This window comes from Flavobacterium sp. W21_SRS_FM3 (assembly GCF_052113625.1).
Taxonomy (GTDB): domain Bacteria; phylum Bacteroidota; class Bacteroidia; order Flavobacteriales; family Flavobacteriaceae; genus Flavobacterium.
Genome location: NZ_JBGQOD010000011.1, coordinates 69,765 through 86,210, shown reverse-complemented (window position 1 = coordinate 86,210; position 16,446 = coordinate 69,765). Strand labels below are relative to the sequence as shown.

General features: G+C 33.2%; 17 protein-coding genes. 11 read left to right on the top strand and 6 right to left on the bottom strand.

Features of this window, described 5'->3' with window-relative positions; all coding sequences use genetic code 11:
• Positions 1-6 precede the first annotated feature (6 nt).
• From ACEN2K_RS14075 to ACEN2K_RS14060, 4 genes are all read right to left on the bottom strand, one after another.
• Complete coding sequence (locus ACEN2K_RS14075) at positions 7-3,381, bottom strand: TonB-dependent receptor (protein ID WP_441759971.1); 3,375 nt, start codon at positions 3,379-3,381, stop codon at positions 7-9.
• Positions 3,382-3,477: 96 nt separating this feature from the next.
• Positions 3,478-4,458 carry a FecR family protein gene (locus ACEN2K_RS14070; RefSeq protein ID WP_441759970.1) on the bottom strand — a complete coding sequence of 327 codons (981 nt, stop codon included), beginning with the start codon at positions 4,456-4,458 and terminating at the stop codon, positions 3,478-3,480.
• Between the two features lie 74 nt (positions 4,459-4,532).
• Positions 4,533-5,111 carry an RNA polymerase sigma-70 factor gene (locus ACEN2K_RS14065; RefSeq protein WP_441759969.1) on the bottom strand — a complete coding sequence of 193 codons (579 nt, stop codon included), beginning with the start codon at positions 5,109-5,111 and terminating at the stop codon, positions 4,533-4,535.
• 165 nt (positions 5,112-5,276) lie between these two features.
• Positions 5,277-5,777: a DUF456 domain-containing protein gene (locus ACEN2K_RS14060; protein WP_441759968.1), complete on the bottom strand. Its 501-nt coding sequence runs from the start codon at positions 5,775-5,777 to the stop codon at positions 5,277-5,279.
• Between the two features lie 50 nt (positions 5,778-5,827).
• Between ACEN2K_RS14060 and ACEN2K_RS14055 the strand changes: the two genes are divergently transcribed.
• Together ACEN2K_RS14055 and ACEN2K_RS14050 are read left to right on the top strand one after the other, a co-directional pair.
• Entirely contained in the window at positions 5,828-6,214 is a 387-nt protein-coding gene (locus tag ACEN2K_RS14055) for a hypothetical protein (protein WP_441759967.1), read from the top strand.
• A gap of 45 nt (positions 6,215-6,259) precedes the next feature.
• Positions 6,260-6,736: a hypothetical protein gene (locus ACEN2K_RS14050; RefSeq protein WP_441759966.1), complete on the top strand. Its 477-nt coding sequence runs from the start codon at positions 6,260-6,262 to the stop codon at positions 6,734-6,736.
• A 166-nt stretch (positions 6,737-6,902) separates the two neighbouring features.
• Here ACEN2K_RS14050 and ACEN2K_RS14045 read toward each other — a convergent pair whose 3' ends face one another.
• Positions 6,903-8,009, bottom strand: a complete 1,107-nt coding sequence (locus tag ACEN2K_RS14045; protein ID WP_441759965.1) for a glycosyltransferase family 2 protein — start codon at positions 8,007-8,009, stop codon at positions 6,903-6,905.
• A gap of 11 nt (positions 8,010-8,020) precedes the next feature.
• A complete protein-coding gene (locus ACEN2K_RS14040) occupies positions 8,021-8,989 on the bottom strand; it encodes a hypothetical protein (RefSeq protein WP_441759964.1) in 969 nt (322 codons plus the stop codon).
• A gap of 54 nt (positions 8,990-9,043) precedes the next feature.
• On the opposite strand from ACEN2K_RS14040, the gene ruvC reads away from it, so the two are divergent.
• From ruvC to ACEN2K_RS13995, 9 genes are all read left to right on the top strand, one after another.
• Positions 9,044-9,598, top strand: a complete 555-nt coding sequence (gene ruvC, locus ACEN2K_RS14035; RefSeq protein ID WP_441759963.1) for a crossover junction endodeoxyribonuclease RuvC — start codon at positions 9,044-9,046, stop codon at positions 9,596-9,598.
• A complete protein-coding gene (gene hemW, locus ACEN2K_RS14030) occupies positions 9,595-10,752 on the top strand; it encodes a radical SAM family heme chaperone HemW (RefSeq protein ID WP_441759962.1) in 1,158 nt (385 codons plus the stop codon). Before ruvC ends, hemW begins: the two co-directional genes overlap by 4 nt.
• Positions 10,753-10,804: 52 nt before the next feature.
• Positions 10,805-11,089, top strand: coding sequence for a GIY-YIG nuclease family protein (locus ACEN2K_RS14025; RefSeq protein ID WP_441759961.1), 285 nt, complete (start codon positions 10,805-10,807; stop codon positions 11,087-11,089).
• Between the two features lie 40 nt (positions 11,090-11,129).
• On the top strand, positions 11,130-11,894 hold the full coding sequence (locus ACEN2K_RS14020) for a cyclase family protein (RefSeq protein ID WP_441759960.1): 765 nt from the start codon (positions 11,130-11,132) through the stop codon (positions 11,892-11,894).
• Positions 11,891-12,292: a GNAT family N-acetyltransferase gene (locus tag ACEN2K_RS14015; protein ID WP_441759959.1), complete on the top strand. Its 402-nt coding sequence runs from the start codon at positions 11,891-11,893 to the stop codon at positions 12,290-12,292. Before ACEN2K_RS14020 ends, ACEN2K_RS14015 begins: the two co-directional genes overlap by 4 nt.
• A gap of 18 nt (positions 12,293-12,310) precedes the next feature.
• Entirely contained in the window at positions 12,311-12,676 is a 366-nt protein-coding gene (locus tag ACEN2K_RS14010; RefSeq protein WP_441759958.1) for an MmcQ/YjbR family DNA-binding protein, read from the top strand.
• A 116-nt stretch (positions 12,677-12,792) separates the two neighbouring features.
• The gene (locus ACEN2K_RS14005; protein WP_441759957.1) at positions 12,793-13,206 is read left to right on the top strand and encodes a response regulator; all 414 of its coding nucleotides are present in this window, start codon (positions 12,793-12,795) and stop codon (positions 13,204-13,206) included.
• Positions 13,207-13,214: 8 nt separating this feature from the next.
• Positions 13,215-13,757, top strand: coding sequence for a heme NO-binding domain-containing protein (locus tag ACEN2K_RS14000; RefSeq protein ID WP_441759956.1), 543 nt, complete (start codon positions 13,215-13,217; stop codon positions 13,755-13,757).
• Between the two features lie 3 nt (positions 13,758-13,760).
• Positions 13,761-16,445, top strand: coding sequence for a PAS domain S-box protein (locus ACEN2K_RS13995; protein ID WP_441759955.1), 2,685 nt, complete (start codon positions 13,761-13,763; stop codon positions 16,443-16,445).
• The last annotated feature ends 1 nt before the right edge of the window (position 16,446 follow it).

Genomic DNA, 16,446 nt, shown 5'->3' with positions numbered 1-16,446 from the left:
TAGTTTTTAGAATGAAAAATCAACTCCCATTAAAAATTGTTTCGAAATAGGGATTCTTAGATTAGCGGTTCCGTTAATTCCAACTTCTGGATCCATTTCTAATCCTTTGTCTTTAACCCATGTCAATACATTTGTTCCTTTTAGGTAAAAACGTATATTACTAACTTTTAATTTATCAGTCAGTGAACTTGGAAACTGGTAAGCTAGCGTGATGTCTCTAAGTCTAATATAAGTTCCATCATATAAGAAACGAGTAGAATGTTGGTTAGCTAATCCAGACTGTGTGTTACCCCAAACAACCTTGGGAACATTTGTAATATCACCTGGTTGTTGCCATCTGTTTTCATAGATTTTGCGAGTAAGGTTTCCTCTATCATTTAATTTAGCACTACCATCACTAGCTACATATCTACCCCAAGTATCATACACTTTATTACCATCATTCATGAATAGCATAAACGAAAAACTTACATTTTTATAACTAAATGTATTGGTGAAACCAGAATAGAACTTAGGCAAAGCACTTCCTTGTTGGTAAGGGTCAGCTTTACTATAATCGCTTGTTGTTGCCGTCTTTTTTCCGTCAGTATACCAAAGCGCATTTCCATTTTGAGGATCAACACCTGCGTATCCTGGCATGTAAAAAGTATAAAAATCGTTTCCTACTTCTCTAATGTAATTGTCCTCAATAATAGGTTCGTTGTTTTGTAACTTTATTATTTCATTAGAGTTTGTAGTAATATTAAAATCTGATTTCCATGAAAAGCCATCCGGATTATCAAATATTGCAGCTGATAAAGCAAATTCGATTCCGCTGTTTTTCATTTCACCTACATTATCTAAGTAACTTGTGATTCCGTTTGTAGCCGATATAGGTACTTTGAATAATAAGTCTGTTGTCGTTCTCGTATAGTATTCAAAGGTTCCAGATAATCTATTGAACAATCCAAAATCCAAACCAATATTAAAAGGTTTGTTTTTCTCCCATGTTAAAGATGGATTAGATTGTTGACTGTAAGAATACCCAGGCTTGTCATTATAATCGTCTCCAGTACTATACAATCCTCTTGAAGCAAAATCCCCAATTTCTTGATTACCATTAATACCGTAACTAGATCTTAGTTTTAATTTATTTACAAAAGTTACATTTTCCATAAACGCTTCCTTTTCTATATTCCAACCTGCTCCTACAGAGCCAAAATTAGCATACCTCACATCAGAACCAAATCTAGATGAACCATCTCGTCTTCCCGTTACATTCAAGAAATATTTATTGTTTAAAGCATAATTTACATTAAAGAATAAAGAGGAAAGTGATGAGGCTGTTTTTGAACTTGAGGCATCTCTATACACTGAAGCATTATCTAGCGAAGTTAATCCTGGCGCACCATAGTTACTCGCATAAGCAAATACAGAGCTACTCGTTATTTTTTGCGCCTCTTGCCCTAATAAGAATTTAAGGTTATTAGACTCATTTAAGTCTAAGTTGTATTTTAATAAGTTGGTAACATTCCAGTTTAGGACAATGTTATCCGAGGCTCTACCGCGTCCACCATCATTTCTACCTTCCCCAAAATACGGATTGTCATATTGAAATTCATCTGCTATATTGAAATCAACATTTCCTTTGGTTTCAAATGATAAATTCTTGGTGAAATCATAGTTTAAACCTAAATTTCCTAAAATCCCATATAATTTAGATTTTCTAATATTGTCTTTGGCTATCCCAATAGGGTTATACGTTAAAAGAATACTAGTATTATAAGATCCATCAGCATTATAAACGGGCTGCCAAGGCACCTCTCTAGCCATTGCTCTAACAGGGTTATTGGCATTTCCTGCCTCATCGATCGTATTAAGAATTTGATTGCTTGCTGCAACCCCAAAATTCATCGATAATTTATCTGTTGCTTTATGGTTGATATTCACCTTAGCATTAAATTTTTTATAGTCAACCCCAATAATTACAGCTTGTTGGTCATAGATTCCAAGTGAAGAATAAAATGTAGTTTTGTCGCTACCACCACTAGCGCTAAAACCATATTGTCTGTACTCTCCTGTTCTCCCTATCACATCTTGCCAGTCTGTGTTGACATTTTCATCAACGTTGTCATAGATATATTTTTGAGCAACTGCAGGGCTTTCGCCAATGTTTATGCGGCTTTCAATTAATAATTCTAAACTCTCAGGAGTAGTTAATAATTTGTTTCTCTTTGGTAGGATCATTTCACTGATTCCATACTGACTACTGAAATCAAATTTTGTTTTCCCAGATTTCCCTTTTTTTGTCGTGATAAGAACAACTCCATTTGCTCCTCTTGAACCATAAATAGAAGTTGCCGATGCATCTTTTAAAACAGTAATGGTTTCAATGTCTTTTGGGTTGATTCCAGCAATTGTATTAGAACTTGTTGCAATAGTAGAGATGTTTCCTGAAACTACAGGAATTCCATCAACAACATACAAAGGGTCAGAATTAGCATTTATAGAACCCACACCTCTAATTCGGATGCTTTGTGCATAACCTGGCTGTCCACTTGTTGAAGATATTTGTACTCCTGCCACATTACCTTGTAAACTCTCCTGGAATGAAGCAGCTGGTGTTTCTTTAACTTTAGAAACATCAACATTTACAGCAGCACCTGTAAAAGAGCTTTTGCTTTGCTTGTCATAAGCTACAACAATTACCTCGTTTAATGCACTAATGTCAGGTAGCATAGTTATTTTAAAAGTGGTGGCTTGTCGGCTTATTTTTCTAGTTTCTGTTTTAAAACCCATGTAGCTAATTTCTACGATATCATCATAGTTAGCTTTTAAAGTGAAATGTCCGTCAAGATCTGTAAGTGTTCCTGTTGTTGTGTTTTTTATACTCACATTAATACCTGCAAGTGGAATACCTGCTTCATCGACAACCGTTCCTTTCACTTCGATTTTTTCTTGTTGAAAAGTATAATTTTCCGTTATACTATTTTCAGATTTACCCTCATTATGGAATGTTTGGGGCAAAGTGTCTTTAAATAGAATGACTTTATTGTTCATTATTTCATAAGATATGCCCGTTCCTTTTAACGCTTTATCAAGTACCTTATTTATTTTGTCTGATGAAGCTTTAATACTGATAACCGTATTTTCATCCACTAATTTATTGTTATAAAAAAAAGTAAAATCAGACTGGTCTTCTATTTTAGAAAGGACATGTTTAAGAGTAACTTTATCATATTCAATAGCTATTTTTTGACCATAAGTAGGCAAACTACTTGCAGAAATTTTAACGATGGTAAGTGCAACTAGTATCGAATATATTTTCATTATTCTAATAATTTTATCTACCGAAGAAGGTCTTCTTCTGGCGGAATTCTTTTTAATTCGGTTTTTTTTCATAATTTTAACTTGGTTTTTTGTTAGTACTTGTTTAGAAACGGTAATCAGCTATAAAGCCTTTTTAAATTAAGAGAGTGTTGGCGCACTCTCTTTTTTTTATTTTGATTTAATCAAAAGCGTATTGGTGTTGTTATTGTAACTGCAATTTAAATTTGAAGAAACTTCTAATATTTTTATGATGTCCTCAATCGAGTTGTTTTTGTCAATTTCTCCTGAGAAAGCATAGTCTTTAAAGGCATCAGAAGCCATAATCACTTTAACCCCGTACCAGCGTTCAATATTTAATGCAAACTCATCTAACGGTGTTTTATTGAAAATGAGTTTTCCGGATTTCCAAGATGTAATGTTCTCTGTGGTGACTTCAGCTACTGAAAGTTCTTTTTCTTTTTTAGAAAAGGTAGCTTTCTGTTTAGGACTTAAAGTTAATAATGGTTTGTTTTCTTTTTGGTCGTACAATTCTACTTTTCCCGTTACAAGGGTTGTTTCGACATTTTTTTCAGAAGCATAGGATTTGACATTAAAGGTGGTTCCCAACACCTTAACTTTTATTCCAGAGGCTGTTTCTACTATAAAAGGTTTGTTTTTGTTTTTAACCACATCAAAAAAAGCTTCGCCATAAAGGCTAATTCTTCTTTCCGTGTTGCCGTACTGATTACTAACAACAATTTTACTTTCGGCATTTAGCCAAACTATGGTTCCATCGCCAAGTGTGATTTGTTTTTGTTCTTTTGCAGATGAAGTGTAAGCTGTAAACGGTTTGGCCGTAGCAGTATTAGAAGTATTGGAATAATAGAAGTAAGTAGTTAATAGCAAAGGAATCATGATAACGGATGCTATTTTTAGAAATAAGTGAAGCGTATTTTTGGATCTGTTTTTTTTCTTTAAAAAAAGACGGAATTGCTTTTCAGGATTTACTTTTTCAATAGTTTCATCAACCGTACCCACAATTTGTTGAGCTTTAATTTTATTATAATAAGCTTGATTGTCGGGGGAAGCATTGATCCAAGAAATTACTTCAAGGTCAAACTTGGTATTTCCTTTTTTAGTTATAAATTGTATTAAATCAGATTCTTTCATATAGGGCATTTTATATTAAAACGATATAAAATGTAAATACCCCTACGTTACTTTTGATTTTTTTTTGGCAATTTTTAAAAGAAGAGCGCTGTGTATTCTTTAAGCTCCATTCTTAAAAACTTTAGCGCTTTTGTAAGTTGGTTTTCTACGGTTTTTGTAGAGATGTTTAATTCTTCGGCAATTTCTTTGTGCTTTAACCCTTGAAACCTGCTTTTTATAAAAATGCGTTTGCAAGCTTCGGGTAGTTTGTCTACGGATTTATTGATTTTTTCAAGAAGTTCATTTTCAATATACAAAGTACTTGCAGTATCTAATAACGCTAACTGATTGATGTTTTTTCTTTCAATGTCACAAAAATCTTTATAATTGGCACGCACTTTTTGATGCTTAAAATAATCGAGACAAGCATTTTTAACCATCTTGAATAGGTAAGAATGGAGGTTCAGGTCTAGTTCTAGCTTGGCTCTTTTCTTCCAAATTTTGAAGTAAATATTTTGTACAATCTCTTTTGCCTCCTCTTCATCTTCGATGTAGCTATTAGCAAAGTGAAATAATTTTTGAAAATATAAATGGTACAGCGTTTCAAAGGCAGCGTTTTCGCCTTCCTTCAATTGGTGAATGAAAAAAGAAGTATTTATAATATCTTTGTCCAACGAGCTGTTTTTTGGTAAGTATTCAGTGGTATTCTTTGCGAATATCTCAAAAATAAGTTAAAAACCAAAATTATTTACTTGTTTTAAATTTGAGTCTCAAATGCAAGTCTGCCTTTTTATACAGCACTCAAACAACTGGTGATGTAATAAATCCCAATAAAGGGATTAAAACAGAGCTTCCTTGTATTGCCATACGACTGTAATGAATACCCCTAAAAAAAGTAAACACACCAGAAACTGTATAAATGTCGAGGCTAAAAATCCTACAAACGATCCAGTAGCGGCTTTAAGTGCACGGCCATGATTGTTGGCATCAAAAAAAAGTTCGCCTACAAATGCTCCCACAAAAGGACCAATTAAAAAGCCAAATGGAATAGGTGAGAAGATCCCAATGACTAAGCCGATATTTGTTCCCCAAATACCATATTTGCTACCACCAAATCGTTTTGTTCCTTGTGCGGGGATGATGTAATCTAAAATTGATAGTACAATAGTGATGCATAAAGTTATTCCTAGGACCCAATAATCAGCGGGAACTACACTCGTAAAATAGAGTAAAGCGATTCCCACCCAGCTAATCCCAGGTCCTGGCAATACTGGTAAAAAGCTCCCAAGAATTCCGGTTAGCATACATATAAAACCAAGAATTAAAAGTAAAATGTCCATAACTTATATTTTTAGTAATTTTGCCATTTCAAAATGTAATTAATTGCGAAATGAAAATGAAGAAAAGTACTTTTACATCGGCTGTCATCTTATTTTTTATGTTAGTTTGCAGTACGCTTTATGCACAAGAAAAACAAACTAAGCTGCAAGATAGCACATTAAAGGATTCTATTTATAATGCTAATAAAAAGAAAGTTTACAATTTTTCGTTAAAGGAATTTGATCAACTTTTTTTTGAATTTTCCGATAAAAAAGCAAATCCTGACCACATATTAACCAAAATGAAGTTCTACACTTACACCATTAAAATTGCCGCTTTTTCAGACCGATTAGCCATTTTGTATCCAGATCAAAAAGAGGTTGCCAACGCAAATAAAATCAAGTGGTTTGCTGAAAACTACGAAGATTATTTACTTTCGAAAGCATCACATAAATAATAATTGTATTTTTATAAAATATTAGTCCAATTCAAAAACAAAACATTGAAGCACTATTACTTTTTTTTAGCATTCTTACTTTTTACTTCCTGCCAATATTTCGATAAGCAAGTGCCTTCGGAAAAGGAATTGTTGCAAAAGGAATTAAAGACGATTAACTGGAAAGAGGTAGATGAATATCCTTCATTCGTAGACTGCAACACAGTCGAAGGAAAAAAAGAGCGTCAGCAATGTTTTTTTCAATATCTAACAGAATTAATTCAGGAAAAACTTAATGTAGATACGCTCTCCATTCTCTACCCTGAATTAGATACGATAGAGGTTAAAGTAACCGTTTTTCCTAATGCAAAAATGAAATTTGAACCGTTATTTCCTAAAGATTCTACAGCTTACGACATCATCAAAATCGACAGTATATTACATGCTAGATTAGTTAATTTTCCAAAAGTGAATCCAGCAATAAAACGCGGAATTCCCGTTAAAACACAATTTATCCTTCCAGTAATCCTTAAAGTCGAGTAGTTTTTTGGAGCATTTTCCTGCTATTCATTGCAATCTTTTATTCTGAACAACAGCATAAAAGGATTTTCATTTCTATCAGGGCTAGAGCATTCAGCTATCACTAGATGATTTTTTAATAGGACCTTAAATAGGGTTTAAAGTCAAGTTTTTAAATAAGTAAAAATGTTTAAGATGTAAATTCTCTTCCTTTCCATTCGTACTTACCCAAGAGGGAATACAAGGCTACACTGACACTAAAAAAAGGGTAAAATATGCTACTCACTAGTAAATAAGAAGTTCTTTTTGAGTTCAAAAATTGATTGGATTTCAGTATCAACACCATATCGATAATGATTTTAAAAAAAAGTAAAAGTAAAGCAGTAAGGTTATTACTATTTTCTAATAAAAAATAAGCAAGGGTGAATAACCAACACAAATTCCCCATGAAAACTACTATAGCAAGTGTTTTTCCAAAACTGCTTTGGTATGAGGCTGTTTTAGAGGCCCAGCGTACACGTTGCTGGAACAAGGATTTCCAGTCCTCTAATGGTTTGGTAGTTACAATACTGCTTTTTGATTTCAAATAGTGTACTTTTTCTGGTGCTCTGGCAATGGCTTTTTGCAATAAAAAAACATCATCACCACTGGCAATTGTGTCATTACCTTCAAAACCATTTAATTTTTGAAAAAGGGATTTGGTATAAGCCAAGTTGGCGCCATTACACATAAAACCATTATTAATCCCAAAACTACCTATGGTAGCTCCTTGTAAACTGGCAATGTCTAATTGTTGAAATTGTTGTAAAAAAGTAGTATCACAACTATAAGTAACGGCTCCTGCAATCATAGCGACCTCATGACCCTGAATATAATTATCCAGCGTCAGTAACCAGTTTTTACGCACCCTACAATCGGCATCTGTAGTGATAACCCAGTCAGTTGTAACCAGATTCATCGCGGTTACAATCGCATCTTTCTTGGGTGATTTTGAAACACGATTATTGTTTATTACTGAAACCTGAAACTCAAAATCGGAAATTTTAAAATCATCATTAGATGCATCATCGACAAGAATAATTCGAAACAAATTTGAAGGATAATTCAGTTTCGAAAAACTATCGAGAAGGTTGGGTAAATTTTCTGCTTCATCCCTGAACGGGACGATGATAGTGAACGCTGTTTTTGGTAATAAGCCACTATTTGTATAATTTTTTATTTTTGTAAAGCCATAAATAAGCGCACTTATTGCAATCAGGTAAATACCACAAACAATGCTCAGAAAAAGTATGACCATAGCTCTTGGAATTAATGAATTGCTGTTGATTTTCCTGCTGTAGCTAGAGGACTTTTAAAATTGAGTACGTAGTAACTTCCAATTACTACGGGTAAAACTACATTTAAAAACCACATCAAGGTCGATACAAAAATGACAATCCATTCGTTCACGCCCAGAATACCAAAGAAAAAGATGGCTACACTTCCTTTTACGGCAAAGTCTAAAAACTGAAAAGTAGGTAAAGAAGAAGCCAAAAAGTAAACGCTGGTCACAGCTGCCATCAACGTAAAATAAGGTAGATCAACATCAAAGGCTAAAAACAAGAAATAATATTGATGCGAAAACACAAGGTATCGGCATATACCTAAAAGGATGTTTTTGTGGTGAATGCGTTTTGGAATTTCATTGATTTTATGAATCAATTTTTCTATTGAATAACCTTTTATAGCTATTTTTTTTATCGAAAATAAAACTGTAAAAACAAGTAGTAATGCCCCAAAAAGGAGTGACACAGTTTTTGTAGTTATTACATTATATTCAGCATTAAAATAGAGTAAACCAAATATCCCAATGATAACGGTCAACACCATTTGGATTCCGTTGCAAATCAGATTCAGAAACACCACTTGCTTGGTTTCTTGTTTTTCGTAATACAGAGCTTTTCCTGCATATTCGCCCACACCATTTGGAGTAAAAATTCCTGCTGTCAATGCTGCCAAAACCTGTTTTGTAGCTTCTAAAACGGAAATGGGTTTGATATAAGAAGCTAAATTCTGCCATTTTAAAATCTCAAAATAGCGATTCATCACACTCAATAGTAAGATAAAAATAATTCCTAATACCGACTGGTTCTTTTTGAATTTGGCAGTAAACTGGACCCAGTCTAGTTTGTCATTATTTGCCAGCTGGTTGTAAATGAAATAAAATGCGCCGGCAACAATCAAAACTTTGATTAGAAGTACAAGGAATTGCTTAGTTTTGTGAGGAATTGAAATCATGAGTACAAAGAAACAAAACTTTAAACTCTGAATTTTAAACTTTAAATAAATCTTTTGGCAAACGAACGCATCATATTAGGAATTGACCCAGGAACCACTATAATGGGCTTTGGCTTGATTAAAGTAGTCGATAAAAAAATGGAATTTATTCAGTTGAACGAATTGCAGTTAAATAAAATGGACGACCATTATATGAAACTAAAACGAATTTTTGAACGTACCATTGAGTTGATTGATACGCATCATCCACATGAAATAGCAATTGAAGCCCCTTTCTTTGGCAAGAATGTACAGTCAATGCTGAAGCTTGGGCGTGCGCAAGGTGTGGCTATGGCAGCGGGTTTGTCAAGAGACATTCCAATTACCGAATATGAACCCAAGAAAATAAAAATGGCAATAACCGGAAATGGAAACGCCAGTAAAGAGCAAGTGGCTAAAATGCTTCAACAGTTATTGGGACTAAAAGAATTACCTAAAAATCTAGATAGCACCGATGGACTGGCTGCAGCCGTTTGTCATTTTTTCAACTCAGGAAAAGTAATTGGGACGAAAAGTTATACCGGTTGGGATGCTTTTGTTAAACAAAATGAAGCACGAGTTAAGAAATGAGCGGAATCTATATACATATCCCTTTTTGTAAGCAAGCCTGTCATTACTGCGACTTTCATTTTTCGACTTCAATGAAAAAAAAAGAGGAGATGGTTGTAGCTTTGGCCAAAGAAATTCGCTTACGCAAAAGTGAATCTGCAAATGAGCTTGTGGAGACCATTTATTTTGGAGGAGGAACGCCAAGTGTATTGACTTCGGACGAAATTAATTTCTTGATTGATGAAGTGTTTAATAATTATTCAGTTTCAGAAAACCCTGAAATTACGCTAGAAGCCAATCCAGATGATTTGTCAAGCGAACGAATTTTAGAACTTTCGAAAAGCAAAATCAATAGATTATCTATTGGGATTCAGTCTTTTTTTGAAGACGATTTGCAACTGATGAATCGGGCTCATAATTCGGCGGAAGCCAAAAAATGTTTGGCAGAAGCAATCCAATATTTTGAAAACATTTCGATTGATTTGATTTATGGAGTTCCGGACCCGAGCCAGAATGGCGAACAGGGGCAGCAAATGAGTAATGAGAAATGGAAGCAAAATATTGAAACCGCCTTATCATTTGGGATTCCGCATATCTCTAGTTATGCTTTGACAGTGGAGCCAAAAACGGCTTTGAAAAAACTAATTCAAACCGGTAAAATAGCGGAACCAAATGACGAAGTGGCTCAAGAGCACTTTATGATTTTGGTAGAAACACTCGAGGAGAATGGTTTTATACATTATGAGTTATCCAATTTTGGTAAGGAGAATTATTTTTCTAAGAATAACTCGGCCTATTGGTTAGGGAAAAAATATATAGGAATAGGACCATCGGCACATAGTTATGATGGTGTGTCTCGTAGTTGGAATATTGCTAATAATCCGTTATATATTAAAGCAATTAATGCGGATGAATTGCCAAATGAAGTTGAAGTTTTGTCTGTTTCTGATCGTTACAACGAATATGTTATGACGGGATTACGAACGATTTGGGGCGTTTCTTTAGATAAAATTCAATCGGAATTTGGACGAACGTATTTTGATTATTTAATGAAACAAGCTCAGAAATTCTTGGGTGATGAGTTACTTTTCATTGAAAATAATATTCTTAAACCCACAAAAAAAGGAAAGTTTCTGACAGATGGAATTGCAAGTGATTTGTTTATCCTGAACTAGTTTCAGGATCTAATGAACTAGTTTCAGGATTAGTTTTTTTATTCTATTTTGTATGAAAAAAGGATTTACATATATCTTGACTAATAAGAATCATACTGTTTTATATGTTGGTGCCACCAAAAATTTAAAAAACAGAATTGATCATCATATAAACGGCACTGCTGCGTCTTTTACAAAAAAGTACAATTCAACTATTTTAATTTATTTTGAAGAGTTTAGCAATTTTTCTGATGCATTTAAAAGAGAAAAACAATTGAAGAATTGGCACAAAGACTGGAAATGGAATTTAGCAAAATTGTATAATCCCGAATTAAAAGATTTATATTTGATGTTATAAAAGTATCTCAAGATGAGATGCTGAAATAAATTCAGCATAAATGAAAGCTACAATTCAACACAACAATACTAAATTCCAAGTCGATTTATCACAGCCATTAGATATCTCTATTCCATTATCTAATACGGAAGCAAATCCACTTGCCTGGTATATTGACAAACCTATAATAGAGCCAGTTAAGTTTGATGAATGGGTAGGGAAAGTATCATCAGGAATGTCATCGACTAATTTTAATAATATTCAATTCAATCCACATGGTCACGGCACACATACCGAATGTTTGGGGCATATTACAAAGGATTTTTATAGCATTAATCAATCTTTAAAACAGTTTTTCTTTTTGGCCGAATTAGTTTCGGTACAGCCAGAAGAACAAGGAGAAGATCTTGTTATTACAAAAGAGCAGATACAAACGGCTCTAAACGGTAAATCTCCAGAGGCAATTGTAATTAGGACTTTACCTAATAACGCAAGCAAACTTTCTAAAAAATATTCGCATACTAATCCGCCTTATTTGGATGAGGAAGCGGCACGTTTTATTCGCGAAAGCGGGATCGAACATTTGCTAATTGATTTACCTAGTGTCGATAAAGAAAAAGATAAAGGGAAACTTTTGGCTCACAAAGCCTTTTGGAATGTCAAGGATGTAAAAAATTTAAATACAGATGCCCGAATGGCGGCTACAATTACTGAGATGATTTATGTTGCTGATGAAGTCAAAGACGGTAGCTATTTATTGAATTTGCAAATAGCGTCTTTTGAGAATGATGCGAGTCCAAGTAAGCCCGTTTTGTACAAGATATGATAAGCGTTTCTACAGATAAAAATAAATTGGATGTTCCGTTTATTCAAGACTTTTTAAAAGATATTTATTGGGCTGCAGGGCGAACTATAGATGAAGTCCAAACCACGATTGATAATTCCTTTTGCTTTGGAATTTATCTTGAGGATCAACAAATAGGCTTTGCAAGAGTAATTACAGACTACGTTGTTTTTGCGTATGTGATGGATGTTTTTATTACTGAGGAACATCGTGGAAAGGGATATTCTTCTATTTTAATCGATGCGATGATGAAGGAACCCGAATTGCAGCAAGTAAAAATTTGGCGATTAGCTACTGCCGATGCTCATTTTTTATACAAGAAATTTGGATTTACTTCATTGGCATACCCAGAAAGAATGATGGAGAAGAAAGCATTTTAAATTTTAAAACTTCATACGATGAACTTAGAAAGTTATTATGAATATTGTTTGTCTAAAAAAGGAGTGACGGAGCATTTTCCTTTTGATGATGATACATTGGTATTTAAAGTAGGTGGAAAAATGTTTGCTTTATCTTCTTTAAAAAAATGGGAGGAAGGAGCTGCTGCCGTAAATTTAAAATGTGAACCAGATCGTGCAGAGGAATTGCGTGCACAGTATGAAGACATCATTCCAGGTTGGCATATGAGCAAGATCCATTGGAACACCGTGGCTATCAATAAAGAGGTTCCTGATACTTTGGTTAAAGAACTAATAGATCATTCTTACAGTTTAATTGTCAACAGCTTGTCTAAGAAGCTGAGGATCGAAATCCAAAATAATTAAAAAATCATTCATCGATTCTATTCTACCACTCATCTATACTAAACAAGTTTTTAATCGAAAAAACAGTATATTTTGATGAATGTAATGGTACATTTATACTTACAAAATATATAGAAATGAATAAGTCTTTAAATATTCTTTTAATAGAAGATGACGCTATCGAGCTCATGAAATTCAATAGAGTTTTGAGTTCATTAAATATGAAGCACAAAATTACTGAAGCTAATAATGGAGAAGAAGCCATAGCTGTCTTAAAGATTAAAGAAATTATACCCGATATTATCATACTAGATTTAAATATGCCTAAAGTTAGCGGTATTGAATTCTTAGAGATTCTTAAAAAGGATCCTTATTTAAAGTACATACCAGCTATTATTTTAACCACATCAAACAATCATAAAGATGTTATGGAATGCTACAGAATAGGTATTGCTGGCTATATATTAAAACCTTTAAAATACGATGACTATGTAGATAGAATTAAAAGGTTAATTGAATACTGGAGTAGTAATGAATTAATTTCTCAATAAATAGAAATATGTACGGAATTGTAAATAAAGCGATTGAAAGTTTGATTATAGCTAATTTTGGTCCTGATAAATGGGAAGCAATTAAGCTAAGAAGCGGTATTGACATCGACTTTTTTATAAGTACAGAACCGTATGATGATGCAATAACTTTTAAACTAGCTACAGCTGCTTCTGAAGAGATGAATATGCCCGTGAGCGACATTCTTGTTGCTTTTGGAGAATGGTGGGTGGTAAAGACAACTAAAGAAAAATATGGCGGTCTTATGGAAGCAGGAGGAAGTAATTTAAAAGAATTTTTAGTTAATCTGCCATTATTTCACAATCGAGTCATGTTAATTTATCCTAAGCTTACCCCTCCTGAATTCAAGGTTACTGAGGTAATGGAAAACAGTATTAATTTACATTACTTTTCTAAACGTGAAGGGCTTCAAGAATTTGTTAGAGGTTTGATTCAAGGTATTGGTATTATGTATAGTACTCCCGTAAAAATTGATTTAATTCAGTCAAGAATGCAAGGTAACAATCATGAAATTTTTAATATAAGCTGGTAAATTATGGAAACGATAGAATTTAAATTTGATTACAATAGTTTTAATAAACTATTTCCATTTTACATTCTAATTGATTCAAATTTTCAGATTACAAGTTTTGGTAGCAGCTTAGGTAAAATATATCCTGTTGTTAAAGAAAATAAGGATTTTCGATCTATTTTTAAAGTAAAAAGGCCAAGGATTGAAGCGCATACTTTTGCAAATTTACAATCCTTATATGGGCAAATGGTAATTTTAAAAAGTGGCTCTAATTCTATCATACTAAGAGGACAATTTCAGGAATTGGGCGATAAAATATTATTTATTGGTTCTCCATGGTTTACTAGTATGGAGGAGGTAGCACAAAATAAATTAACATTTAGCGATTTTGCTAATCACGATCCACTTATAGATATGCTTCATGTTTTGAAGTCACAAGAAATTGTAGCCCAGGAGTTAAACGAATTGTTAATCACTATAAATCAACAAAAAAACAAACTAAAAAAAGATCAAGAAGAGCTTAATAGGCTTTCTCTTGTAGCTCGTGCTAATGAAAATGGAGTAGTGTTCACTAATCCTGATGGTGTCATTTTCTGGTGCAATGAAGCATATACAAGGCTTACAGGATTTTCAAAAGAGGACGTAATTGGAAAAACACCTATCCAATTAGGTAGATGTGATGAAACAACTGTAGAGGAATTGAAGAAAATGACAGTTCCTTTTAAAAATGGAGCACCTTTTAATATTGAACATCTTCATCGCAGAAAGAAAGGGGATGGTTTTTGGGTTAAAACTAAAGGTCAGCCTATTTTTGATTCCGATGGGAAGCTAGTGCAATATTTTGCTATGATTGAAGATATTACTAGTAAAAAGCTTTCCGATTTTAAATTAAAAGAATCAGAAAACAGATTATCTTCTCTCATAATGAATTTACAAACTGGAATTCTTTTAGAAGATGAAAATAGAAAAATCTTAGTAGCCAATAAAAAATTCTGCGCCATGTTTGATTTTGAAGCAAACCCAGAAATATTGATAGGTAAAGACTTTACTAATACAGCCGAAGAATCCAAGCATTTCTTTAAACAGCCTGTAGCTTATGTGAAACAACTCAACAAGATTTTAAAAAGTAGAAAACCTTCATATAGTGAGGAGTTAGAGCTTGTTAATGGTAAGGTTTATGAACGCAATTATATTCCTATTTTTAGAGACGGTATTTATAAAGGAAACCTTAGATCGTATGTTGATATAACCGTTAAGAAAAAGTATGAACAAAGCTTGAAAGCAGAGAAGGATAAATACAGCAGTATTATTGCTAATATGAATTTAGGATTGATAGAAGTAGGGTTAGATGATGTTATTACCATGGCTAATCAGAGTTTTTGTGATATAAGTGGTTATGATTTAAACGAAATTATTGGTCAGAAATCAGAACAATTATTATTGTCTAAAGAGGAAGCAAAAATGATTGAATCTAAAAGGGAAAGTAGGAGAGCCGGCATTTCTGATTCTTATGAAATAAAAATAAATACTAAATGTGGTAAAAAAAGACATTGGTTGATTAGTGGTGCGCCAAACTATAATATAAATGGGGAAGTTATCGGTTCAATAGGAATCAATCTGGATATCACTGCTCAAAAAGAGCAAGAGGAACAGCTGTATTTATTGTCCTTAATTGCAGATAAAAACATCAATTCAGTTATCATATCAGATAAAGAAGGGAAGATGGAGTGGGTTAATACCAGCTTTTTACAAATGACTGGATATGCTATGGAGGAATTAATAGGGAATAAACCAGGTAGCTTACTGCAAGGAGAGGAGACGGATGTAGCGACAATAAATTATTTAAGAAGCAGCATTAAAGCTGGAGAGCCATTCAATTGTGAAATTATAAATTATTCAAAATCAGGAGAAAAATATTGGGTGAGAATTCAAGGTCAGGCACTCAGGAATAGAAATGGTGAAATAATACGATACTTTGCTATTGAAGAGAACATTACCAATAAAAAATTACTCGAAACACAAAAAGAACAGTTGTTGTTTAAACTGGAAAAACAAAATGAACAACTAAATGACTATGCTAAAATTGTTTCTCATGACTTAAAATCTCCATTAAGGAGCATACATTCTTTAATTACATGGATAAAAGAAGATAATTCAGCAGCTTTTACTGATCAAACAGCAGACTATTTTAATTTGATTCAAAATAAAGTAGAAAAAATGGACTATTTAATTGATGGGGTTTTAACCTACTCTAAAATTGATAGTCAAGAAGTTCAGAAAGAAAAAGTTGATATCAATGAAATTGTTTTGAATATTGTCGATATAATTCATATTCCTGATCATATCAGCGTGGTGGTTAAAAATCATTTACCTACCATTAATGCCGATAGGTTTAGAATGCAACAATTGTTTCAAAATATTATTAGCAATGCTGTAAATTATATTGATAAAGAAGTGGGGTTAGTAGAAATTAACTTTTCGGAATCAATGACACATTATGTGTTTAGTATTAAAGATAACGGTGTGGGTATAGATGAGAAACATCATCTAAAGGTGTTTAATACGTTTCAATCGTACACTGATAGTGAGCATTCAACTGGTTTAGGCTTATCTATTGTCAAGAAAATTGTAGAGAATTATAAGGGGAGAATTTGGGTAGAAAGTAAATTAGGAATAGGCTCTACATTTTTTATTAAATTGAAAAAATAGT